Below are 21,761 nucleotides of genomic sequence, written 5' to 3'. Positions count from 1 at the left end.
CTTTTTATTCTATCGACACTAAAATAAACTTACCCCTAAAAACTTGTTCCTGTCCAACATATGTAAAAACATGCACAAAATATTTATTTCCTCTTACCCTTACAACTTCTGCTTTTGCAATAAGCTTCTGTCCAGCATAAACCGGACTTTTGTACTTAATATTAGCAACTCCTGTTAGTGCTACATCCGCATCAATAACGGCCATAGCAAGAGATTCAGCTTGTGCAAATATATGGTGTCCTCTTATTATATTCGTTTTCTTAAACGCCATCTCATTATTAGTTTCTAAAATTGAAATCCCACTTTTCCCCAATTTAAAATCTACTAATTCTCCTACTATTTCAGTTCCTCCAATTGTCCTAACTTTAGAATAGTTAAGTTCAGCCACTTTTTTTATTCTTTCTCTTAACTCAGGTATACCTAACTCAAGACGGTCCAATCTTATGGTCTGAATACTTACATTAAAAATTTGTGTTAACTCTTCATCCGTCAAAAAAGGATCTTCTTTTAATTTTTCCTTTAATCTTTTCTGTCTTTCTTTTTTAGGTAGCCTTTTATTAGCCATCTTTTCACCTCGAGTTATTACTTGAATTTAGTACCTATTACTAATAGTTAGTATATATTATAGTATAAAAAAAATCAAGTATTTTATTGTCTATATTTTTAGGTTTAACTTTAGCTAAGAACAAAATCTTCGATTTAAATAAATTAAGGTAGATTTTGCCCTAATCCATTACGGAAATTATATTTAAAATTATTCACAATTAATGCAGTTTATAACGACTCTGGCATGTAAACATGCCAGACAAAGTTTCAATAAAATCAACATTAATTTTCTTAATATGGGATTTTATTATAATTTCCTATGGATTATAAAAAAAAGATAGTGATTAAAATCACTATCCTAATTATTCAACCTCTATAACTTCTTTATTTTTGTAATATCCACATGAACCACAAACTCTGTGAGGTAACTTTGGTTCATGACATTGTGGGCACTCAACTAAATTTGGTGCGTACGCCTTGAAATTTGATGCTCTTCTTTTATCTCTTCTAGCTTTTGATACTTTACGCTTTGGTACTGCCATTAATAACACCTCCTTAAGTCAGTCCAATAATTCTTTTAATTTTTCCAAGCGAGGATCAATAAAGTCATCTTCACAATTACACTTTTGCAAATTTAAATTTTGACCACATTTAGGGCATAACCCTTTACAGGCTTCATCACAAAGTGCCTTCATAGGCAAAGAAAGCAAAATCGCAGAAACTATAAACTCCTGTAAATCCACTACGCTCTCTTTGTATACAACTAAGATTTCATCAATTTCCTCTTCTGAAACATTACTATCTTGTTCTACAAGTCTTCCCAACAGAACTGTACTTACTTTATTACTAAACTCTGTTAGACATCTAGCACAGCTCTCCTTATAGGTATAAGTAATTGTCGCATTTATAAATAAATCCTCGTCAACCCTGTATATACTACCATCTATATTTACAGGAGCTAATAACTCAATTCCTTTATCTTTTGTTGGTAAACTAGATATATCAATATCCTTACAAAAATTAATTACTTCGACAGTTCCATCGAGAAGTTTTGAAATATCTACATTCATTATGTTCACCTCTTAAATGTTGCCAGATTTTATTATATAAAGGTAAACCCTATTTGTCAAGAACTATATTACAGCATTTTAATATAAGTTAAAGGCAGGTAAATCCTGCCTATACTAAAGCTTTAGTCTCTCTTGCTATCATAAGTTCTTCGTTAGTAGGTACAACCAATACTTTAACCTTAGAATTTTCAGTACTTATAATAGTTTCTTTTCCTCTTACCTTATTTTTCTCTTTATCTATTTCTACACCCATAAATTCTAATCCTTCACAAACAGCTTCTCTAGTTTCTGGTGAATTCTCTCCTAGTCCAGCTGTAAATACAATTACATCTACTCCACCCATTATAGCTGCATATGCACCTACATATTTTTTAACTCTACTTGTAAACTTATCTAGCGCTAACTGTGCTCTTTCATTTCCTTTAGCAGCTGCTTCTTCTATATCCCTAAAGTCACTACTTACACCTGATATACCTAAAACACCTGATTTTTTATTTAGTAAGTTATTTACCTCACTAGTTGACATATTTTCTTTTTCCATTATAAACGTTACTATTGCTGGGTCTATATCTCCACATCTTGTACCCATAACAAGACCTTCTAATGGTGTGAATCCCATACTTGTATCAATTGATTTACCTTTTTTAATCGCAGCTAAACTTGCTCCATTACCTAAGTGGCATGTTATAATATTTAATTCGTTAATATCTTTACCTAAAATTTCAGCAGCTCTGTTTGACACATATTTATGAGATGTACCATGGAATCCATATTTTCTTATTCCATACTTTTCGTACAACTCATATGGAAGTGGGTAAATATATGAAAACTTAGGCATTGTTTGATGGAATGCTGTGTCAAACACACCTACCATAGGAGTATTAGGCATTAATTCTTGACATGCTTCAATTCCCATAATATTAGGTGGGTTATGTAATGGTGCTAAATCTGAACACTCTCTTAAAACTTTTAATACCTCATCATTAATAACTACAGAACTAGAGAATTTTTCTCCACCATGTACTACTCTGTGACCAACAGCACTTATCTCTTCCATTGATTTAATAGCACCATGTTCAGAGTCTGTAAGTACATTTAGTACAATTTCTAAAGCTACCTTATGGTTTGGCATTGGCTTTTCAATAATAACTTCTTCTTTACCTATTGTTCTGTGTTTTACTCTTGAGCCATCAATTCCTATTCTTTCAGCCAAACCTTTTGCTAAAACTTCTTCATTAGTCATATCAATTAACTGGTATTTTAAAGATGAGCTACCACAGTTTATAACTAGTATCTTCATAACATACCTCCTAAAAATGATTTTATACCAATATTCATATTATTATAATTAAAGAAAAAAATCAACCAAATACGCTATGTTTTTATAATCCATATGAAATTATATACCTTACTAAATTGTAAATAATTATAAATATAATTTCTGTTATGGATATGGGCAAAATCTCTTTGATTTATTCAAATCGAAGATTTTGTTCATATTATTGACTTAATTCAAATTTTTAATCTATTTTGTTTCAAAAAATAAGTATGATATAATTTATTCACAATTAAAATATTAAAAAAAGTTAAATTTTTAAAATGGAGGATGTTATGAAAGTACTAGGATTGATAACAGAATATAATCCATTTCATAATGGTCATCTTTATCATTTAAAAAAATCTAAAGAAATAACAGGTTGTGATTATTCAATAAGTGTAATGAGTGGAAGTTTTGTTCAAAGAGGTGAACCTGCTTTAGTAGATAAGTGGACTAGAGCTAAAATGGCAATTGACTCAGGTGTGGACTTAGTAATAGAACTTCCTACTATATATTCATCTCAAAGTGCAGAATTTTTCGCTTACGGTGCAATTAAAATTTTGGATGGTTTAGGCATTGTAAACTGTTTATGTTTTGGAAGTGAAACAGGCAATTTAAATGAACTAGATATAATTTCCAATATTCTTGTAGACGAAACAAAAGAATTCAAACATTTCCTGAAAAAATATCTATCAACAGGATGTGCTTATCCGAAAGCAAGAAGTTTAGCTATATCCGACTACTTAAAAGCAAAAAATATTAACTCAAATAATATAAACAAAATTATTTCAAGTCCAAATAATATTTTAGCAGTAGAATACTTAAAGGCTTTAAAAAAAATAAACAGCAATATAAAACCTTATACTATAAAAAGAATAAAAGCAGAATATCATGATATTAACATGACAGGTGAAATTTCTAGTGCTACTGCAATTCGTAATGAAATCTTTAAAACCTCAAATGGAATAGAAAATATTAAATCAGCCGTTCCTAATGCTACATATTCTCATTTGAAAGATTTTTTAAATAAATATGGTTCTTTCAATAATATTGAAAACTATGCACAAATTATTCAATACCACATAGCTAGATTTAATAAAGAAAGCCTAATAGAACTATTTGATATTGAAAACGGACTTGAAAATAGGATTTTAAATTGTATAAAAGAAAACACATCTGTAAAAGATATTTTAAATTGTATCAAAACAAAAAGATATACATATACAAGATTGCAAAGGTTACTTATACAAATGATTATTGGCTTAGATAAAAAAACTCTTTCCACCCTTTATTCACAAGATAACTTATATATTAGAGTATTAGGTTTTAATCAAAAAGGAAAAATTCTACTTAATAAAGCTAGGAAAAAAGCTAAATTCCCTATAATAACAAAATTTGCTAACTATAAAAAAATCAATAACAATAATTTAAACAAAATTATTGAAATAGAAAAACGAGCAACTGATATTTATTTCTTAGGTCTACCAAATTATAGTGGTAAAAAATTTGATTTAGACTATCTTATAAGCCCATACATGAAAATAGATGGATAATCTCCATCTATTTTCCTTCTATAATCCTTTTTATCTCTTCCATTTTTTCCATTGTTGCTTCATATCCCTTAATTACACACTCCTCAACTTTATCAAATCTTGAGGACTTTATATGTGAAACATCAGGTTCAATTAGTATATCAGCTACTATTATCTTATTTGTTGATATCTGCCTTGACATAACATCTATTGACTGCAATATGACATCAAAAATATGATTAATTCTACCAGGTTCTCCACTAAAACCAACATCAACAGCTATTACTACATCTGCTCCCATGTCTTTTACAACTGTTGCTGGAACTCTATCAATTACACCACCATCTACCAATATCATATCTTCATGTCTTACAGGTTCAAATATACCTGGTATAGATATGCTCGCCCTAACAGCTTTGTAAATTGGACCTTTGGTAAAAATATATTCACTAGAAGTCTTTAAATCAGTAGCAACTATAGACAATTTTTTATCTAAATCTTCTATATTCCGATTCCCAGTTAATAATTTAACTAGCTCTTCTACTTTCTTTCCTTTAACAAATCCTCGTTTTGGAACAGTTAAATCAATCCATAACTTACGATCTATATTTAATGCTATACTTTCAATCATTTTAGGTTTTACACCACAACAGTATACTGCTCCAATCAAAGCTCCAGCACTACTTCCTGATACTATATCTATTTCTATATTATTTTCTTCGAGAGCTTTTAATACTCCTATATGGGCTAGTCCTCTAGCAGCACCCGAACCTAAAGCTAAACCAATTTTCCTTTTTTCTCCCAAATTTCTCACCCCACTCTAATAAAATACTACTATCATATTAATATATTATAACAAATATATATATACCATAACATTCATAGGAGGTCATTTATGACACAAATACTTTCTATTTTATTCTTGATTTTAATATTTTTTTCAATTAAAAAATCTAAATATTTACTAACTATTTTGCCAGCCTTAATAACAATTTTTATAATTTTATCATTAATTATATTCCCAAAAAATACAATTAACGCAGCAATAGACGGTATAAATATATGGTTTTATATCGTTTTACCTTCATTACTTCCTTTTTTCATAAGTGCTGAAGTTTTAATAGGATTAGGAGTCGTAAATTTTATAGGAACTCTTTTAGGTCCAATTATGAAACCAATTTTTAATCTTCCTGGAGAAGCTGCTTTTCCATTTGCAATGAGTATTACTTCGGGATATCCTGTTGGTGTGAAATTGACTTCAAAACTTAGGTCTCAAGGAGTTTTAACAAGAATTGAAGCTCAAAGACTTGTTTCATTTGCTAGTACTTCTGGCCCGTTATTTATGATAGGTGCTGTAGCAGTAGGTATGTTAAAAATGCCAAATTTAGGTCTTTTGATTGCAATTCCGCATTATTTAGGAGCAATTACAGTAGGTTTATTTTTTAGATATTATGGAATTAAATTCGATACACCTAAAATAATAAAAAATAATAAAAAAAATCTAATTAAAACAGCTTTTAATGAATTAATTTTAGCTAGAAAAAAAGATAATAGAGGTTTTGGGCTAATATTAGGAGATGCTGTAAAAGAATCTTTTAATACTATGCTAATTATAGGTGGATTTATCATTTTATACTCAGTTATTATTGAAATATTAAATGTTACTGGTATTATTAATCTATTAAGTAGCATAATTTCTTTTATACCATTTATATCTAATAAAGAATTGATTAAAGCGTTTATTTCAGGACTTATAGAAATGACTGTTGGATGTAAAAATATTGCTAATATACCTTCTGTTCCTATTTTAGTAAAATTAGTAACAATTAATTTTATTATTGCATGGAGCGGTATATCGATACATAGCCAAGCTTCAAGCTTTATATCTAAAACAGACTTAAAAGTAAGCATATATTTATTATCAAAACTACTTCACGGTATTTTTGCTAGTATTTATACTGTTTTAATAAGCAGTATTTTTATAAAATTACCAATAGACACACCAGTTTATGCTTCGTATACTTATACAAATACTGTTTCTTTTGAAAAATGGTTCAACATTTTTAAATTTTCCACTATATTGCAAATATCTATACTTTTAGTAATTATACTAATATCTTTAATTACTAGCCTTTTATTTATCAAAAGTAAAAAATAAATTGACTAATTTTAAAAATAAGAAGTCGTCGACATTCAATAACATAAAAATTACCGAATGTTGACGACAAATCACACTACATTATTCAGAATAAAATATTCCTTTTTTTAATTTGAAATTTTTCCCTTCTGCTTTGCTTACACTACCAGGCGTTACACAAATTTTACTCTCTTTAACTTCTAGTGAACTTTTCTCAAAGTTGAACTCTGTTATGATATACTCCGTTTCTGCCATTAATATATCTCCAGAAAACGTTAAATAATTTCTAATCTGTAAATTTTACTCTAAATTCATCTTCTGAGTAATTTTTTAACAAAAGTTACCATCTTTATATGCAGGAAATATTTTAAATAAAAAAAGAGAGCCATTGAAGTCAAATTTTTAATCGTATTATTTTTTATCATTTAAAGCATTTAATCCTGCTTGATTTAATAAATTCCATGGTTTATTAAAATGTGGTTGGAAGAAGAAATCAACAAATGCCAATTCGTCTATAGTCATTTTATTTTGAATAACTACTGACATAGTATTTATCGATTGAGTCAAGTCTGTTTTTGAAATAATTTGTGCACCTAAAATTCTTCTAGATTCTCTTTCATAAACTACTTTAAATGTGGCAGAATCAAATGTAGGCATAAATTCAGGGCGATAGTTATCTGTAACTGTTACTGTTCTATAATCTATTCCCTTTTCTTTAGCTGCTTGCTCAGTAACTCCTGTTGAGGCAATATTATACTCATAAATCTTAATTCCAGAAGTCCCTTGAGTCCCCATGTAGCTAATAGTTGGTTTTACTAGGTTTCTAGCAACTAACGTACCCATACGAATTGCATTTGTAGCAAGTGGAATATATTTATATTCTCCAGTTGGATTATATATAACTGAACAACAATCACCAGCCGCAAAAACATCTTCTTTGCTTGTACGCATATATTCATCTACTATAATAGCTCCATTATCTAGCATATCAACTTGTCCCTTTAAAAGCGCTGTATTGGGCTTAAATCCAATACATAGTATTACTAAATCTGCCTTATATTCACCCTTATTAGTTACTACTTTTGAAACTTTTCCATCTTTTCCTTCAAATTTTTTTACGGTTTCTCCTAATGCTAATTTAACTCCCCGGTCTAGAAAAGCTTTTTCTGCTATATCTGTAAATTCTTTATCTAAATATTTGGCTAAAATACGGTCTTGCATATCTATTAATGTTACGTTTTTACCATTCATTTGAAAAGCTTCAACAAGTTCAACTCCTATATATCCGGCACCTACAACTACAATATTTTTTGCATTCTTTGATTTTTTAATAATTATATTTGAATGATAGAAGTTCTTTGATAATAATATGTTCTCAAGGTCTATTCCTTCTATTGGAGGAACTATTGGCCATGAGCCTGTAGTTATAATTAGTTTATCATAGGTATCATCAAACTCTTCTTTCGTTTTTAAGTTACGAACCTTAATCTTTTTATTATGGATATCAACATCTAATACATCATGGAGCATCTTAGTATTTATACCTAACTCTGATAATTGCTCAGGTGAAGAATAAAATAGTTTTTTCGGATCTTTAACCACTCCTCCAACATATAATGCAATACCACAAGATAAAAAAGATATATTATCGTTTCTTTCATATACAGTGATTTCTGCATCAGGATATAATTGTTTTGCATTTAATATTGCTGCCGTTCCAGCATGTGTACAACCTATAACAATTATTTTCATCAATTTTACCCCCTAACTTAATAATATAACATGTGATTTAATAAGAAACCATACGATAATGTAATAATGATTTTTAATATCATTTATCAATATACCCATTAAATATTTTTAAAAACATTTTGTTATTAATTTAATCTTATATCTTTACATTTTATGTATAATTATATAAAACCTGAATCCGAGATAATTAGAAATAAAATCTTAATGAAGTAGAACTAGGTTATGCTAAAATAGGAAAAATAAATAAATAGATAATCGAAGAAATAGATATACAGATAAGAAAGTAAAACTCAATTTGGAAAAATGCAAATAGAAGTGCCAATAGATAGAAATGGAGAATTTGAACCAATAATAGTCCCTAAAAATAAAAGAGATACATCAGGAATAGAAGAAAAAGTAACATCCTTATATGCAAGAAGAATGTCAACAAGAGATATACATGATCAAATAAAAGATATATACGGAATACAAATATCAGCTGAAATGGTAAGTAAAATAACTGACAAACTATTACCTCAAATACAAGAATGGCAAAATAGACCACTTGATCCAATGTACCTATTTGTATTTATGGATGCTATACACTATAAAGTAAGAGAAGATGGACAAATAAAAAACAAAGCAGCTTATGTTGTATTAGGAATAAGTTTAGAAAAGTTACAAACTCTATTATAAAAATTATTGCCAAAATTATACGGTTTTATGTGTATTACCCTATAATTTTGGCAATCATAAAAACAAGTTTAAAAGTTTTTATTACTATATAGTTAATTACTTCTTGTCAGATTGGAGTTTAAAGCACAAATTTATTTACAGACTCAAGCCTTTATTTAAAACCTCTTAATTCTTCTCTGTTTTTTTCAAGTGTAGTTATTATAGATTTTAGATTATCTTGTACATTTTTTAATAACTCATCTGCATACTCTCTTGCACCTATTCTTATCTCTTTCGCATTTGCTTTAGCCTTATTTATAATTTCTTCCGCTCTTTCTTGCGCCTTTCTAGTTATTTCATCTTTTTCTATCATCTCTTCTATATGTAATCTAGCTTCATCAATAATTGTATCTGCTTCATTTTGAGCTTCTACTAAAATTCTTTGTCTCTCTTCTTTTATCCATTCTGCTTGTTTAATTTCGTCCGGTAATTTTATTCTTATTTCCCTAATAATTTCTAATAATTCTTCTTTATCAACTAGGACTTTTCCAGCAAAAGGGATTGATGAACTTCCATCTATAATATCTTCAAGTTCATCTAATAATTTAATAACATCCATTTTCTAAGCCCCCTTTATCTTATTTAGTATAGCTCTTTCTACTTCTTTTGGTACAATGTCTGAAATATCACCATTTAGTTTTGCAACCTCTTTTACCAAGCTAGAACTTAAAAAAGAATATTTACTATTAGTCATAAGAAATAAAGTCTCTACATTATTATCAAGAGCTCTGTTCATCATCGCCATTTGCAGTTCATATTCAAAATCCGAAACAGCTCTTAAACCCTTTATTATAAATGATATATTTCTTTTCCTAACATACTCAACTAATAATCCAGAAAAACTGTCAATCTCTACATTTTTATACTCTTTAGTAACCGCTTTCAAAAGTTCAACTCTTTCTTCAACTGTAAACATTGGTTTTTTTGATGGATTATTTAAAACTGCGACAATAACCTTTTCAAACTTTTTAGAACATCTTTCAATAATATCTAAATGTCCATTTGTTACAGGATCAAAACTTCCAGGATATACAACAATCATTAATTTACCTCCCAAGCTCATAAAAAGTTATTTTAGTGTTTCCATAATTGTTTTCTCTAACTTTTACAAACGAAATAATTTCGTTTAATAAATCTAAACTACTCTCATGCTCAATTATTATTATACCTTCTTCTTTTAATAAATTCTCAGCCGCTATAATTTCCAAAGTTGGAATTACTAAACCTTTTTCATAAGGTGGATCCATAAAAATATAATCAAACTTTATTCCTCTAGCTCCTAATTTTTTTATAGCTCTTTCAACAGTATTTTTATAAACATAACTCTTAGCTATTAAATTTGTTTTGATTAAATTTTCTTTTATAGTTTTTATACTTATAATACTATTGTCTATAAAATAACATTCTTTAGCACCACGACTCAAAAATTCTATGCCTATACTACCGGATCCTGCAAATAAATCTAATACTACACTATCCTCTAAATCGTTTCCTAAAATATTAAAAAGCGATTCCTTTATCCTATCTGTAGTCGGTCTAATACTTAAACCTTTAGGAACTTTTAATTTATGTCCTTTAGCAGTTCCTGTAATTACACGCAAAATTATTCCTCCTTACTCCTAATAATAATATTTTAGCATATTATATCTTTTTTACAAACAAAATTATCTAAGTTAGGAATAAAATCTTAGATTAAAATAAATTAAGGTAGATTTTGTTGAAAGCCATAAACGAAAATTATATTCAATTTTATCCATAAATAAAGGAATATAAATTTCTATGGATTATAAAAATATTTCTTAAGTCCTATACTAGACCAAAAATCAAAAAAAGATGCTAAATGCATCTCTCTAATAGATTATTTTATTAATTTAAAGAAATATTATTTAGCTTTTCTTCGAATATTTCATAAATTTTTTGCTTCAAACTTGAATGTTTAGGTAACTCTAAAAACGGATCTTCTTTTAAAATTTGAAAAACTTCTTTTTGTGCTAATTTTAACATTTTAATATCAGTAAATAAATTCGCAATTTTTAAATCAGGCAATCCATGTTGTCTTGTCCCAAAAAACTCACCTGGTCCTCTTAACTCAAGATCTTTCTCTGATATTTCAAATCCATTATTAGTTTTTTCCATTATCTTCATTCTTTCAATAGAAATCTTACTTCTACTTTCATTTATAAGAATACAATATGATTGATGCTCACCTCTACCGACTCTGCCACGAAGTTGATGTAGCTGAGAAAGTCCAAATCTCTCAGCATTTTCTATAACCATAATGTTTGCATTAGGAATATTTACTCCTACCTCTATAACTGTTGTTGAAACAAGTATATCAATCTCTCCATTCTTAAATTTTGTCATTATCTCATCTTTTTCAATAGATGATAATTTCCCATGTAATAGTCCAAGCCTAAAATCTTTAAAAATATTATCCTTTAGCTCCTCATACAATTTTATGGCTGATTGTAAATCCAACGTATCAGACTCTTCTATCAAAGGACAGACAATATAAGCTTGTCTACCTTTGTTTATTTCTCTTTTAATAAAATCATATACTCTCCCTTTCATACTTGCATTTACTACATAGGTTTTCACTTTCTTCCTTCCAGGTGGCAATTCATCAATAATAGAAATATCAAGGTCTCCATATAATATTAATGCCAATGTTCTTGGAATTGGTGTTGCTGTCATAACTAAAACATCCGGATTTAACCCTTTTTGTGAAAGAGCTGCCCTTTGTCTAACCCCAAATCTGTGTTGTTCATCAGTAATTGCAAGCCCTAACTTGTAAAACTCTACAGTTTTTTGTATTAGTGCATGTGTACCAATTACAATGTCAACTGCTCCTTCTCTTATTTTGTCTAATATTTCCTTTTTTTTCTTGCTAGACATACTTCCCACTAGCAAACTGACTTTAACACCAAACGGTTCTAATAAACCACTCACATTTTCATAATGCTGCGTTGCTAAAATCTCTGTAGGTGCCATCATAACTGCTTGATAACCTGATTTAACTGCTTTAAACATTGCTAATACTGCAATAATTGTTTTACCAGAACCAACATCCCCTTGTACTAATCTATTCATTGGTCTGCTTGATTCCATATCTGAACATATTTCTTTATAAACTTTTTTTTGTGCATTAGTTAGCTCAAATGGTAAAGAATCTATTAATTCATCTATTTCTTTCACTTGTGAAAATTTAATCCCTTGTACATTTTCTACATATCTATTTCTTATAAGTCTTAAACCTAACTGCAAAATAAAAAGCTCTTCGAATACAAGCCTCCTCTTAGCTTCAATATATGAATACCTATCTTTGGGAAAATGTATATTATTTATTGCTGTATAAATCGAACATAAATTATATTTCTCTTTAATATACTCTGGCATTATATCTTCAATACTATCTAAATACTCGTCTAACACATTCTTGACTAACTTAACCATATCACCATTTTTTAAATTTTTAGTAAGTGGATAAATAGGAATGATTCTGCCTATTTTATCATTTTCATCTTCTCTCTCAAATACAGGATTCTGAATTTGTATTTCATTAAATACTCTTTTCACTTTTCCATTTACCTTTAATACTTCTCCTATTTTAAACTGCTTTTTAATATATTCCTGATTAAACCAAACCAAAAAAGCTAATCCTGTTTCATCTCTAACAGGTATTTTAACAATTGAAAGACCTTTTCTTGGTTTCAGCACAGAAGGTAAACCTACTACAATAACTTTCAAATTCGCTTTTTCACCATTTCTTACATTTATTATTTTATCCGTTTTTCTCCTGTCTTCATATGCTCTTGGAAAATAATAAAGTAAATCTTTTACTGTTTCTATATTAATCTTTTTTAACAGTTTTGCTCTTTTAGGACCTACTCCTTTTATAAATTGTATAGGTGTATTAAGCCTATTCAATCTTTTCACCTCTAATTTCGCTTGAATTTTACTCACTTTAAAAAAAATTTTTTATATGTTATAACAGAATCTTTAATTTAAGTCTATATTAATAAATGGATTATAACAAAAAACAATAGCTAAGTACAACCTAGCTATTGTAACTATTCTATTGAAAAAATGTAATAATACAGCGGTTGCCCACCATAAACGACTTCTACATCACAATCTTCAATTTCATCTTCGATAGCTTCTGCTAAAGCTTTTGCTTCTTCTTCAGAAATATCCTCTCCATAGTATAATGTAATCAAATCATTATTTTCATCAACTATATCTTTTAATAAATTAATTGAAACTTCAGTAATATCATTTCCAACTGATTTGATTTCGCCTTCACCAATACCTATAATATCATCTTTTTTAATTTCTATATCATTTACTACTGTATCTCTAACAGCAAAAGTAACTTGTCCTGTCTTCACTGATTTAATAGATTCCATCATGTTATTAATATTTTCTTCAAGTTCTAAATCCTCATCAAAACTTAAAAGAGCAGAAATTCCTTGAGGTACACTCTTAGTTGGTAATACTTCTATATTTGCATCACTCAATTCTTTAGCTTGTTTAGCTGCTAGGATAATATTGCTGTTATTTGGTAATATTATTATATTTTCTGCATTTACACTTTTTACTGCTTTTAATATATCTTCAGTACTTGGATTCATTGTTTGGCCGCCATGTATAATAAAATCTACATTCAGATCCTTAAAAACATTTGCTATACCTTCACCCATAGCTACAGCTATAAAACCATATTTTTTTCTACTTAATTCTACAGCTTTCTCTTCTTCTATTATTCTATTTTTATGTTGATATCTCATGTTATCAATCTTAACATTAATTAATTCACCTATTGCAAGTGCTTTTTCTAAAACAATTCCCGGATTATTTGTATGAATATGAACTTTTGTAACTTCGTCATTATTTACAACAAGTAAAGAATCTCCTAGTTCCATAATTTCTTGTTTGAATTTATCCACATCTATGTTTTTACTATTAATAATAAATTCTGTACAATACCCAAATTTAATATCTTCATCAAGTCTTTCAATATTAATACTATCTTCTACTTCGATATCTATATCGTCTTCAAGTAAAGCACTATCACCGATCGTTATAACATCCAAAGCACCTAGTAAAATATATAGTAATCCTTTCCCACCAGCATCCACTACACCTGCTTGTTTTAAGACAGGTAACATTTCAGGTGTTTTTTGTAAAGTTATTTCGCCGTGTCTAATCACTTCTTCTAAAAACTTTATGATATCCTTTTCTTTTTTTGCCATCTCTAAAGCTTTTTCTGCACATTCTCTAGCTATCGTTAATATTGTACCTTCTATCGGCTTCATTACAGCTTTATAAGCAGTATCTGAAGCTAATTTAAAAGCTTTAGCTAGTATTTCTACATCAATTCTTTCAACACCTTTTAACCCTTTAGCAAAACCTCTAAATAACTGTGATAATATTACTCCTGAATTTCCTCTTGCTCCCATTAGAGAACCATTTGAAGCAGCTTTGGCAATATCTTCAATCTTTTCACTATTTAAACTCTTTACTTGCTTTATTGCTGATTGCATTGTTAATGACATGTTCGTACCAGTATCTCCATCTGGCACAGGAAATACATTAAGAGAATCTACTACTTGTTTGTTTTTTTCTAATGTATTTGCTGCCCCTATAAAAATATTTTTTAGCAAAGCTCCATCTATGTATTCAATTTTCAATCTTAGTACCTCCTTAACCTACTTTTGTACTCTGACACCTTGAACATTAATATTAACTTTTTCTACTATCAAACCTGTCAAACTCTCAATATTATATTTTACCTTTTCTATTATGTTGTTTGCAACTACTGAAATCTTCGTTCCAAATTGTACTATAACATACAAATCAATAATAACTCTATTATCATTAGTATGAACTTTTACTCCTTTTGTCAAATGCTCTCTTTTTAGTAATTCTACTAAACCCTCAGTTGCATTTCGACTTGCCATTCCTACTAAACCATAACATTCCATAGCTGATAAACCTGCTATTATAGCAAGTACATTATCATCAATATTTATTGTTCCAAACTTATTACTTAATTTACCTGGCATTATAATCCTCCTTTAGATTTATTATATATAATATAATACCCTATTATTTTACCTTATTCAACTTGACTTTTATAACTCAAAAAAGATTACAACAAAATCCTCTTATTAAAAACTTTTCTATTTAAACTTCAGTATATTTGCATCTTTTTATTGCAAAAATAATCCTTGTTATGTTAAAATAGTAATGTTTTTATAGGGGCTTTTTAGTATTAGAACTGAGGAGGTGTTTTTATGTCAAGAGTTTGCGAAGTATGCGGTAAAGGAAAAGTATCAGGTTTCAAAGTAAGCCACTCTAACCGTCATAATAAAAGAACTTGGTTACCAAATATCAGAAGAGTAAAAGCTATTGTTAATGGTACTCCAAAGAGAATAAGAGTTTGTACTAGATGTTTAAGATCAGGTAAAGTTGAAAGAGCTTTATAGTTTAAACGGCTTCCTAAATGTTGGAAGCCTTTTTATTTTGTTAAGTACTATACAAATACCAACCTACCCATATCAAGCTAAGTCCGATAAATGATAATATAACCCAGCTCGGTAACATATAAAAAATCAAGCTAATTAAAACAACTAATAAAAGCATTATTAACGTTCTCTTTATTTTTTTCAAAAATACCACCTCTATAACATTCTATAAAATACCCATCCAATCAAAATCAACAAAACCCCTAAAAAGAAAACCCATACTGATATAGGTACAACCTGAATCACAATTATTGCACCTATAACAGCAAGTAAAATACCAGTTATTTGTTTTATATTTTTCTTAAGAAATATTTTTCTCATATTAACCACTCCCTAAAGGCTACTATAATATATTTTATTCATTACATTAAATAATGTTACTACATATGATTTTTAAAATTAAAATGCGGCCAAAGGCCGCATCACTTTTAATCTATGGACTTTATGACTAAACATATTCCGTCTTCTACTTTAATAATTCCTGTATCGGATATTAGAGTATTACTTATACCAAGTGTTGAACTAAATTTAATATTCACTTTTTCTACTTCATATTCAAATCCTTTCAATGTAACCCCTAATAAATCTCCATTAAACGGAATAATTGAAACATATTTTTTATCGTCTTTATAAATAAATAACTCATCCTTTGTTATAAATATTTCATTATGGTCATCTATTATAGTAGCTTTAACTCCTCTTTGCAGTAAAGAATATAATAAAAATATGTTAGCTAAAGTATGATCTAGTCTTGTACCTGTGACCCCAACCAATACTATTTCATTAAAACCCTCTTCAATTACATAATTAATTGATAATTCAGTATCTGTTTTATCTTTTTTAGTGGGAAACTTTATAAATTTAACTTTATAGTCTTTTAATTTGCTAAATGTGTTTTTTTCTATAGAATCTAAATCTCCAATAACAATGTCTGGTATGCAGCCTGCTTTTACAACTAAATCCGCACCACCATCAGCACAAACAACTAAATCAACATCTTCACATAACCTCTTTATTATATTAAAATTTTCCATATTCCCACTTGAAACTATTAATGCTTTCATATTTCCTCCCAAGTTAACTATTTAATCTTTGGATTGGTTTATTTAATAATAATACTAATATTATTGATATAATCAATTCTATACCTAAATAGCTTCCATTATAGATTGCTGAATATACCCAAGGATTCATACCTTCTGGAGCAAACTCTGAAAAAAATATAACTCCAGATAATAAATGTGATATAAACCTACCAAATATAGCTACAAAAACTCCTATAAAAAGATTCAAATATCTGTTTTCTATTTTATTATTTAAAGATTTTGATATACCAGCTAGTCCTAAAAGTGCAAAAGCTATAGGATAATCTAATAAATATTGAATAGGATGTACAAAATAAAGACCCAATATTGACTGAATAATACCATAAACTAAACCTACGAATAACCCTGGCATTATTCCCCATCTTAAAGCAAATATAATTATTGGTATCATACTACCTGCAGTTACAGAACCGCCAAAAGGTGCTTCATATATCTTAATCATACTTAAGATTGAAGCAAGTGCTACCATAACTCCTCCTTCAGTTAACATTCTAATTTTCATACTTTTTCCCATAAAATACCTCCTTTAACCTCATCTAATTTTCTAAAAATAAAAGGCTTCCATAGCAAATAATGGAAGCCTTAGATGCAAATAAATAAAACATTACCACATAGGTAATGTTAAAGCTAACCACATTCCCTACGCTAGAATTACCTAGTTCAGGTTAAAGGGTCGAAACATAACGTTTCCTCTCAGCCAAGAAGGCTCCCCTAGTGGCATATTTTGTTTTTCATCTTCATTATAACAATAATATTTAATATTGTAAAGCAACAACTTGTTTAAATTTTCTAATCGTTTCAGCAATGTCATCTGATTTAAATATAGCGGAACCTGCTACTAAAACATTTGCTCCACATTTAACAACCTTATCTGCATTTTCTAACTTTATTCCGCCATCAACTTCAATATCAATATTTAAATTCTTTTCATCTATTAAATCTCTTAATTTTCTTATTTTCATTTCCATGTTACTTATAAATTTTTGACCACCAAAACCTGGATTTACAGTCATTATCAATACCATATCAATATCTTCAATAATATATTCAATAGTAGAAAGAGGTGTAGAAGGATTTAATGCAACACCGGCTTTAATACCATAACTTTTTATTTGCTGGATAGTTCGGTGTAAATGTACTGTTGCTTCTTGATGCACAGTAATAATATCTGCTCCAGAATCAACAAATTCTTTTATATACCTTTCAGGTTCTTCAATCATCAAATGAACATCAAAAGGTAACTTAGTTACTTTTCTTAAATATTTAATAACTGGTGGTCCAATAGTAATATTAGGTACAAATTTACCATCCATAACATCTAAATGTATTAAATCAGCTCCGCCTTCTTCTGCCTTCTTTATCTCTTGACCTAATCTACTGAAATCTGCTGATAAAATTGATGGTGCTATTTTAACCATATCTAATACCTCCTATTATTCCTAAGTTCCTCTAAAAACATCAAATAATTATTATATCTACTCCTACTAATTTTATTTTCTTCAACCGCTTTCTTAACAGAGCAATCAGGTTCTTTATAATGCCTACATCCAACAAACCTACAATCTGCACTAAACTCATTAATTTCTCTAAAATACAAACCTAAGTCTTCTTCTTTCATAAAATCAATATTTAATGAACTAAAACCAGGAGTATCAACCACCCAACCACCTACTTCTAGTTCCAATAGCTCTGCTCTCCTAGTAGTATGTCTTCCCCTATTAGTCTTACGACTAACTTCACCTGTTTTCAACTGCAAATCAGGCTGTATACTATTAAGTAAGGTTGATTTTCCAACTCCTGAAGGCCCTGCAAAAACTGTTATCTTATCTACTAATGTTTGTCTTAATTCATCAATCCCAACTCCTGAAATACAACTAGTATTAATAACTTTATATCCTGCATTCAAGTAGATACCATTCAGGAAACTTAATTCTTCCTCTGATATTAAATCTATTTTATTGAAACAGATAACTATATCTAAATCTTTAGATTCTGCTAGAAGTAAAAATCTATCTAATAACCATAAATTTGGATCTGGACTTTTTACTGCAAAAACTATTATAACTTGATCTACATTCGCAACAGGAGGTCTAAATAACTCAGTTTTTCTTTCAAAAATCTCTTCAATAAAGCCTGTATTATCCTCACGTGAGATTCTTATTTTTACTCTATCTCCTACTAATGGTGTTATTTTCTTTTTTCTAAAAATTCCTCTAGCTCTGCATTCATATACTTTATCACCAACTTTTACGTAGTAAAAACCTCCTATTCCTTTAATAATTGTCCCTTCTAGCATTAGCAAACCTCCTTAGAAGTTAATAACTTTCTGTTCATAAAATTCTCCATCATAGTATATTTCATATTTAACCTCACCTTTTCCTGAAATGGTTACAGATATTCTCTCTTCTTTAGTTTCATGAACTTTATTATATACAATCTCTTTAGATTGACCTTGTATCTTATATATTTTCACTTCTACTTTTTCCCTATCTTGTGGTAGAGGGATAATTAACTGTAAAACTTTTTCTTGCTCTTGTGCATTACCTTGTTCATTCTGCGTTACCTGTTCTTCTTCATTTTTTTCCTCATTATTTTCTGTTAAATTATTATCATTCTGTTCTACTGTACTTGGTCCACTACTTACAATTAAATCAACTGTCGTATTTTCTTCAACTTCAGCCCCTGCAGGATAGCTTTGCCATGTCACTAAGTTCTTTGGAACATCATTATTGGGCTCATATTTTACTTCTCCTAACACAAATCCTTTAGATATAATTTCTCTCTTAGCATTTTCTAAATTTAAACCAATTAAATTAGGCATAATCACATAACTTACTTTTGGTCCTTGACTAATTACAAAATCTATTTTAGTACCCTCTGGAACCATTGATAATGGTTCAGGTTTCTGACTTATTATTATTCCTTCAGGATAAATATCACTAAACTTATAGTCAATATTACCTTTTTTAAGACCAACTTCACTTAAAGCTACTTCAATATCACTAGAATATTTGTTAAGTAAATCGGGTACTTTTACTAATTTTTCTCCTTTACTTACAACTACTTCTATTGGATAGCCTATTTTCACCTTGTCTTCAGGATCGATATTCTGTGATATGATATATCCTTCTTTGTAATCTTTATTATAAACTCTTTTCTTAACAACAAACTTCAAACCTAAACTCTCAATCTTCTGCTTTGCAACATCCTCATGTAAACCAACAATCAAAGGAACCTCTACTTCTTCAACAAATAAATAATCTTTAATGTATAAAAAACCTACAGCTAAAGCAGTAGTAAAGATTAATGCTAATAATATCGCAAAAATTGTTATTACTTTATTTGACTTATTCTTATTCTTTTTATTCTTATCATTATTTCTTTTATTCATAAGCATATCATCCTTTATCGCTGGAATTACTCGTGTAGGCGAATCATCATAATTATTAATTTCTATATAACTTCCATCTTTTGACTCTTTAGCCTTTTCAAGATCCTTTAATAATTCTTCAGCACTATCGTATCTCAAACTTTGGTCCTTTTCAACACATTTTAAAATAATTTTTTCTAAACTTTCTGGAATAGTCTGAACAAATTGTCTTGGAGTAACAATATCTTCTTGTATATGTTTAATAGCAACTGAAATAGGACTATCTCCTTCAAAAGGCACCCTGCCTGTAACCATTTCATACATTACTATACCTAAAGAATATATGTCTGATTTTTCATTTATATATCCTCCTCTTGCTTGTTCGGGTGAGAAATAATGAACAGAACCAATTACATTACTGGTATTAGTAACTGTAGAGGTAGTAGCCGCTTTAGCTATTCCAAAGTCTGCGACTTTAACTCTTCCATCATCAGACACTAAAATATTATGAGGTTTTATATCTCGATGAACTATATGATTTTTATGAGCATGGCTTAACGCTCTAGCTATCTGTATAGCTATATCAATAGTTTCTTCATAACTTAATTTTCCTTTTTCTCTAATAAGTTCTTTTAGTGTTTTACCTTTTACATACTCCATAACTATATAATATATATCACCTTCTACACCTACATCGTAAATATTTACAATATTAGGGTGTGAAAGACTTGCAGCTGCTTGCGATTCTCTTCTGAATTTATTAATAAATTCCTCATTATTTATAAATTCAGTTCTTAATACTTTTACTGCAACATACCGATTCAACAGTTTACACTTAGCTTTATATACTAAAGCCATGCCTCCGCCGCCAATCTTCTCTACTATTTCATATCTATCTCCCAAAATCCTACCTTTCACTACTCTCACCTCTTTTCTATTCAATTCTTATTGCCAAAACTGTAGTATTGTCGAAACCACCGTGTTCATTTGCTATATGTATTAATTTGTCACAGGCTTCCTGCATGTTTTTTGATAATAACATTACTCTCAAAATGTCTTTATTACTAACCATATTAGATAAACCGTCAGTACACAAAATAATAATATCTCCACTTAAAATGTCTCTACTAATTATGTCAACTTTAACTTCTTCTTCTGTACCTATAGCTCTAGTTATAATATTTTTTTGTGGATGATTAATCGCTTCTTCTTCCGTTATACTTCCATTTCTAACCAACTCAGCTACTAAAGAATGGTCTTGTGTTAATTGAATTAAATTATTTTCTCTCACAAGATAAGCTCTACTATCTCCAACATGACCAATATACATTTTGTTATTTTTAATAAAAGCCAATGTAACAGTTGTTCCCATTCCTGAAAACTTTTCATTTTCTAAAGATTGTTTGTAAATTTTATGATTTGCTTTTGATAAAGCTAAATTTATGAAATAAGGTATCTCAATTTCATTGTTTAATAGTTTATCTTTAAATTCATATAATACTTCCTTCACCGTACTTATTGCAAGCATACTAGCAACCTCACCTGCATTTTGACCACCCATACCATCAGCTACAACAAATAACGGTAACTCATCAATATTAGAACAATAGTATGAATCTTGATTAATCTCTCTTACTATACCTGTATCGGTGCAAAAACCAACATCCATATTATCCCCTCACTTTTAAA

Annotated in this window: 23 protein-coding genes, 1 pseudogene and 1 riboswitch; of the genes and pseudogenes, 4 read left to right on the top strand and 20 right to left on the bottom strand. The window is 29.0% G+C overall.

Annotated elements, in window-relative coordinates; translation table 11 throughout:
- Positions 1 to 4: 4 nt before the first annotated feature.
- The 4 genes from fapR to AB4Y15_RS03920 form a co-directional block, all read right to left on the bottom strand.
- Entirely contained in the window at positions 5 to 565 is a 561-nt protein-coding gene (gene fapR / locus AB4Y15_RS03935; protein WP_427338578.1) for a transcription factor FapR, read from the bottom strand.
- Positions 566 to 908: 343 nt separating this feature from the next.
- A complete protein-coding gene (gene rpmF, locus AB4Y15_RS03930) occupies positions 909 to 1,088 on the bottom strand; it encodes a 50S ribosomal protein L32 (RefSeq protein WP_054870322.1) in 180 nt (59 codons plus the stop codon).
- 18 nt (positions 1,089 to 1,106) lie between these two features.
- Complete coding sequence (locus tag AB4Y15_RS03925; RefSeq protein WP_427338576.1) at positions 1,107 to 1,616, bottom strand: YceD family protein; 510 nt, start codon at positions 1,614 to 1,616, stop codon at positions 1,107 to 1,109.
- Positions 1,617 to 1,725: 109 nt separating this feature from the next.
- A complete protein-coding gene (locus AB4Y15_RS03920; RefSeq protein ID WP_427338575.1) occupies positions 1,726 to 2,916 on the bottom strand; it encodes an acetate/propionate family kinase in 1,191 nt (396 codons plus the stop codon).
- 311 nt (positions 2,917 to 3,227) lie between these two features.
- Between AB4Y15_RS03920 and AB4Y15_RS03915 the strand changes: the two genes are divergently transcribed.
- Complete coding sequence (locus tag AB4Y15_RS03915; RefSeq protein ID WP_427338574.1) at positions 3,228 to 4,487, top strand: nucleotidyltransferase; 1,260 nt, start codon at positions 3,228 to 3,230, stop codon at positions 4,485 to 4,487.
- A 7-nt stretch (positions 4,488 to 4,494) separates the two neighbouring features.
- Here the strand turns inward: AB4Y15_RS03915 and AB4Y15_RS03910 are convergent, their stop codons facing one another.
- Positions 4,495 to 5,280 (bottom strand): patatin-like phospholipase family protein, encoded by a 786-nt coding sequence (locus AB4Y15_RS03910; protein WP_427338573.1) that lies wholly within the window; start codon positions 5,278 to 5,280, stop codon positions 4,495 to 4,497.
- 81 nt (positions 5,281 to 5,361) lie between these two features.
- Here AB4Y15_RS03910 and ylbJ point away from each other — a divergent pair, with 81 nt between their 5' ends.
- Positions 5,362 to 6,624 (top strand): sporulation integral membrane protein YlbJ, encoded by a 1,263-nt coding sequence (gene ylbJ, locus AB4Y15_RS03905; protein WP_427338572.1) that lies wholly within the window; start codon positions 5,362 to 5,364, stop codon positions 6,622 to 6,624.
- Positions 6,625 to 6,705: 81 nt separating this feature from the next.
- Here ylbJ and AB4Y15_RS03900 read toward each other — a convergent pair whose 3' ends face one another.
- Together AB4Y15_RS03900 and AB4Y15_RS03895 are read right to left on the bottom strand one after the other, a co-directional pair.
- Positions 6,706 to 6,858 (bottom strand): hypothetical protein, encoded by a 153-nt coding sequence (locus tag AB4Y15_RS03900; RefSeq protein WP_427338571.1) that lies wholly within the window; start codon positions 6,856 to 6,858, stop codon positions 6,706 to 6,708.
- Between the two features lie 156 nt (positions 6,859 to 7,014).
- Positions 7,015 to 8,355, bottom strand: coding sequence for a CoA-disulfide reductase (locus AB4Y15_RS03895; RefSeq protein ID WP_427338570.1), 1,341 nt, complete (start codon positions 8,353 to 8,355; stop codon positions 7,015 to 7,017).
- A gap of 253 nt (positions 8,356 to 8,608) precedes the next feature.
- Between AB4Y15_RS03895 and AB4Y15_RS03890 the strand changes: the two are divergent.
- A pseudogene (locus tag AB4Y15_RS03890) lies at positions 8,609 to 9,027 on the top strand (IS256 family transposase); the annotation flags it as partial.
- Positions 9,028 to 9,181: 154 nt separating this feature from the next.
- Here AB4Y15_RS03890 and AB4Y15_RS03885 read toward each other — a convergent pair.
- The 6 genes from AB4Y15_RS03885 to AB4Y15_RS03860 all read right to left on the bottom strand — a co-directional run bounded on the left by AB4Y15_RS03885 (position 9,182) and on the right by AB4Y15_RS03860 (position 15,134).
- Positions 9,182 to 9,628: a V-type ATP synthase subunit E family protein gene (locus tag AB4Y15_RS03885; RefSeq protein WP_427338569.1), complete on the bottom strand. Its 447-nt coding sequence runs from the start codon at positions 9,626 to 9,628 to the stop codon at positions 9,182 to 9,184.
- 3 nt (positions 9,629 to 9,631) lie between these two features.
- Positions 9,632 to 10,111, bottom strand: a complete 480-nt coding sequence (gene coaD / locus AB4Y15_RS03880) for a pantetheine-phosphate adenylyltransferase (RefSeq protein ID WP_427338567.1) — start codon at positions 10,109 to 10,111, stop codon at positions 9,632 to 9,634.
- A 4-nt stretch (positions 10,112 to 10,115) separates the two neighbouring features.
- Positions 10,116 to 10,670, bottom strand: a complete 555-nt coding sequence (gene rsmD, locus AB4Y15_RS03875; protein ID WP_427338566.1) for a 16S rRNA (guanine(966)-N(2))-methyltransferase RsmD — start codon at positions 10,668 to 10,670, stop codon at positions 10,116 to 10,118.
- Positions 10,671 to 10,935: 265 nt separating this feature from the next.
- On the bottom strand, positions 10,936 to 13,032 hold the full coding sequence (gene recG / locus AB4Y15_RS03870; RefSeq protein WP_427338565.1) for an ATP-dependent DNA helicase RecG: 2,097 nt from the start codon (positions 13,030 to 13,032) through the stop codon (positions 10,936 to 10,938).
- Between the two features lie 107 nt (positions 13,033 to 13,139).
- On the bottom strand, positions 13,140 to 14,759 hold the full coding sequence (locus tag AB4Y15_RS03865) for a DAK2 domain-containing protein (RefSeq protein WP_427338563.1): 1,620 nt from the start codon (positions 14,757 to 14,759) through the stop codon (positions 13,140 to 13,142).
- 18 nt (positions 14,760 to 14,777) lie between these two features.
- Positions 14,778 to 15,134: an Asp23/Gls24 family envelope stress response protein gene (locus AB4Y15_RS03860; RefSeq protein WP_427338562.1), complete on the bottom strand. Its 357-nt coding sequence runs from the start codon at positions 15,132 to 15,134 to the stop codon at positions 14,778 to 14,780.
- A 231-nt stretch (positions 15,135 to 15,365) separates the two neighbouring features.
- Here AB4Y15_RS03860 and rpmB point away from each other — a divergent pair, with 231 nt between their 5' ends.
- Positions 15,366 to 15,557 (top strand): 50S ribosomal protein L28, encoded by a 192-nt coding sequence (gene rpmB / locus AB4Y15_RS03855; RefSeq protein WP_069650220.1) that lies wholly within the window; start codon positions 15,366 to 15,368, stop codon positions 15,555 to 15,557.
- A gap of 195 nt (positions 15,558 to 15,752) precedes the next feature.
- Here rpmB and AB4Y15_RS03850 read toward each other — a convergent pair whose 3' ends face one another.
- The 7 genes from AB4Y15_RS03850 to AB4Y15_RS03820 form a co-directional block, all read right to left on the bottom strand.
- Complete coding sequence (locus AB4Y15_RS03850; RefSeq protein ID WP_427338561.1) at positions 15,753 to 15,917, bottom strand: hypothetical protein; 165 nt, start codon at positions 15,915 to 15,917, stop codon at positions 15,753 to 15,755.
- Between the two features lie 107 nt (positions 15,918 to 16,024).
- Positions 16,025 to 16,660 (bottom strand): thiamine diphosphokinase, encoded by a 636-nt coding sequence (locus AB4Y15_RS03845; protein ID WP_427338559.1) that lies wholly within the window; start codon positions 16,658 to 16,660, stop codon positions 16,025 to 16,027.
- Positions 16,661 to 16,673: 13 nt separating this feature from the next.
- Positions 16,674 to 17,216 carry an energy-coupled thiamine transporter ThiT gene (thiT, locus tag AB4Y15_RS03840; protein WP_427338558.1) on the bottom strand — a complete coding sequence of 181 codons (543 nt, stop codon included), beginning with the start codon at positions 17,214 to 17,216 and terminating at the stop codon, positions 16,674 to 16,676.
- 105 nt (positions 17,217 to 17,321) lie between these two features.
- A riboswitch (TPP riboswitch) is annotated at positions 17,322 to 17,425 on the bottom strand.
- 32 nt (positions 17,426 to 17,457) lie between these two features.
- A complete protein-coding gene (gene rpe, locus AB4Y15_RS03835) occupies positions 17,458 to 18,120 on the bottom strand; it encodes a ribulose-phosphate 3-epimerase (protein ID WP_427338557.1) in 663 nt (220 codons plus the stop codon).
- Between the two features lie 2 nt (positions 18,121 to 18,122).
- Positions 18,123 to 18,998 (bottom strand): ribosome small subunit-dependent GTPase A, encoded by an 876-nt coding sequence (gene rsgA / locus AB4Y15_RS03830; protein ID WP_427338555.1) that lies wholly within the window; start codon positions 18,996 to 18,998, stop codon positions 18,123 to 18,125.
- A gap of 12 nt (positions 18,999 to 19,010) precedes the next feature.
- Positions 19,011 to 20,990, bottom strand: coding sequence for a Stk1 family PASTA domain-containing Ser/Thr kinase (gene pknB, locus AB4Y15_RS03825; RefSeq protein WP_427338554.1), 1,980 nt, complete (start codon positions 20,988 to 20,990; stop codon positions 19,011 to 19,013).
- A gap of 16 nt (positions 20,991 to 21,006) precedes the next feature.
- Positions 21,007 to 21,741 (bottom strand): Stp1/IreP family PP2C-type Ser/Thr phosphatase, encoded by a 735-nt coding sequence (locus AB4Y15_RS03820; RefSeq protein WP_427338553.1) that lies wholly within the window; start codon positions 21,739 to 21,741, stop codon positions 21,007 to 21,009.
- Positions 21,742 to 21,761: the final 20 nt, after the last annotated feature.

The organism is Caloranaerobacter longqiensis, assembly GCF_050286925.1.
GTDB lineage: Bacteria > Bacillota > Clostridia > Tissierellales > Thermohalobacteraceae > Caloranaerobacter.
This window is presented reverse-complemented; position numbering and strand designations above follow the sequence as displayed.

Coding starts and splice junctions, on each gene's coding strand:
- fapR (WP_427338578.1), bottom strand. CDS start 565: ATGGCTAATAAAAGGCTACCTAAAAAAGAAAGACAGAAAAGATTAAAG.
- rpmF (WP_054870322.1), bottom strand. CDS start 1,088: ATGGCAGTACCAAAGCGTAAAGTATCAAAAGCTAGAAGAGATAAAAGA.
- AB4Y15_RS03925 (WP_427338576.1), bottom strand. CDS start 1,616: ATGAATGTAGATATTTCAAAACTTCTCGATGGAACTGTCGAAGTAATT.
- AB4Y15_RS03920 (WP_427338575.1), bottom strand. CDS start 2,916: ATGAAGATACTAGTTATAAACTGTGGTAGCTCATCTTTAAAATACCAG.
- AB4Y15_RS03915 (WP_427338574.1), top strand. CDS start 3,228: ATGAAAGTACTAGGATTGATAACAGAATATAATCCATTTCATAATGGT.
- ylbJ (WP_427338572.1), top strand. CDS start 5,362: ATGACACAAATACTTTCTATTTTATTCTTGATTTTAATATTTTTTTCA.
- AB4Y15_RS03900 (WP_427338571.1), bottom strand. CDS start 6,858: ATGGCAGAAACGGAGTATATCATAACAGAGTTCAACTTTGAGAAAAGT.
- AB4Y15_RS03895 (WP_427338570.1), bottom strand. CDS start 8,355: ATGAAAATAATTGTTATAGGTTGTACACATGCTGGAACGGCAGCAATA.
- AB4Y15_RS03885 (WP_427338569.1), bottom strand. CDS start 9,628: ATGGATGTTATTAAATTATTAGATGAACTTGAAGATATTATAGATGGA.
- coaD (WP_427338567.1), bottom strand. CDS start 10,111: ATGATTGTTGTATATCCTGGAAGTTTTGATCCTGTAACAAATGGACAT.
- AB4Y15_RS03860 (WP_427338562.1), bottom strand. CDS start 15,134: ATGCCAGGTAAATTAAGTAATAAGTTTGGAACAATAAATATTGATGAT.
- rpmB (WP_069650220.1), top strand. CDS start 15,366: ATGTCAAGAGTTTGCGAAGTATGCGGTAAAGGAAAAGTATCAGGTTTC.
- AB4Y15_RS03850 (WP_427338561.1), bottom strand. CDS start 15,917: ATGAGAAAAATATTTCTTAAGAAAAATATAAAACAAATAACTGGTATT.
- AB4Y15_RS03845 (WP_427338559.1), bottom strand. CDS start 16,660: ATGAAAGCATTAATAGTTTCAAGTGGGAATATGGAAAATTTTAATATA.
- thiT (WP_427338558.1), bottom strand. CDS start 17,216: ATGGGAAAAAGTATGAAAATTAGAATGTTAACTGAAGGAGGAGTTATG.
- rpe (WP_427338557.1), bottom strand. CDS start 18,120: ATGGTTAAAATAGCACCATCAATTTTATCAGCAGATTTCAGTAGATTA.
- rsgA (WP_427338555.1), bottom strand. CDS start 18,998: ATGCTAGAAGGGACAATTATTAAAGGAATAGGAGGTTTTTACTACGTA.
- AB4Y15_RS03820 (WP_427338553.1), bottom strand. CDS start 21,741: ATGGATGTTGGTTTTTGCACCGATACAGGTATAGTAAGAGAGATTAAT.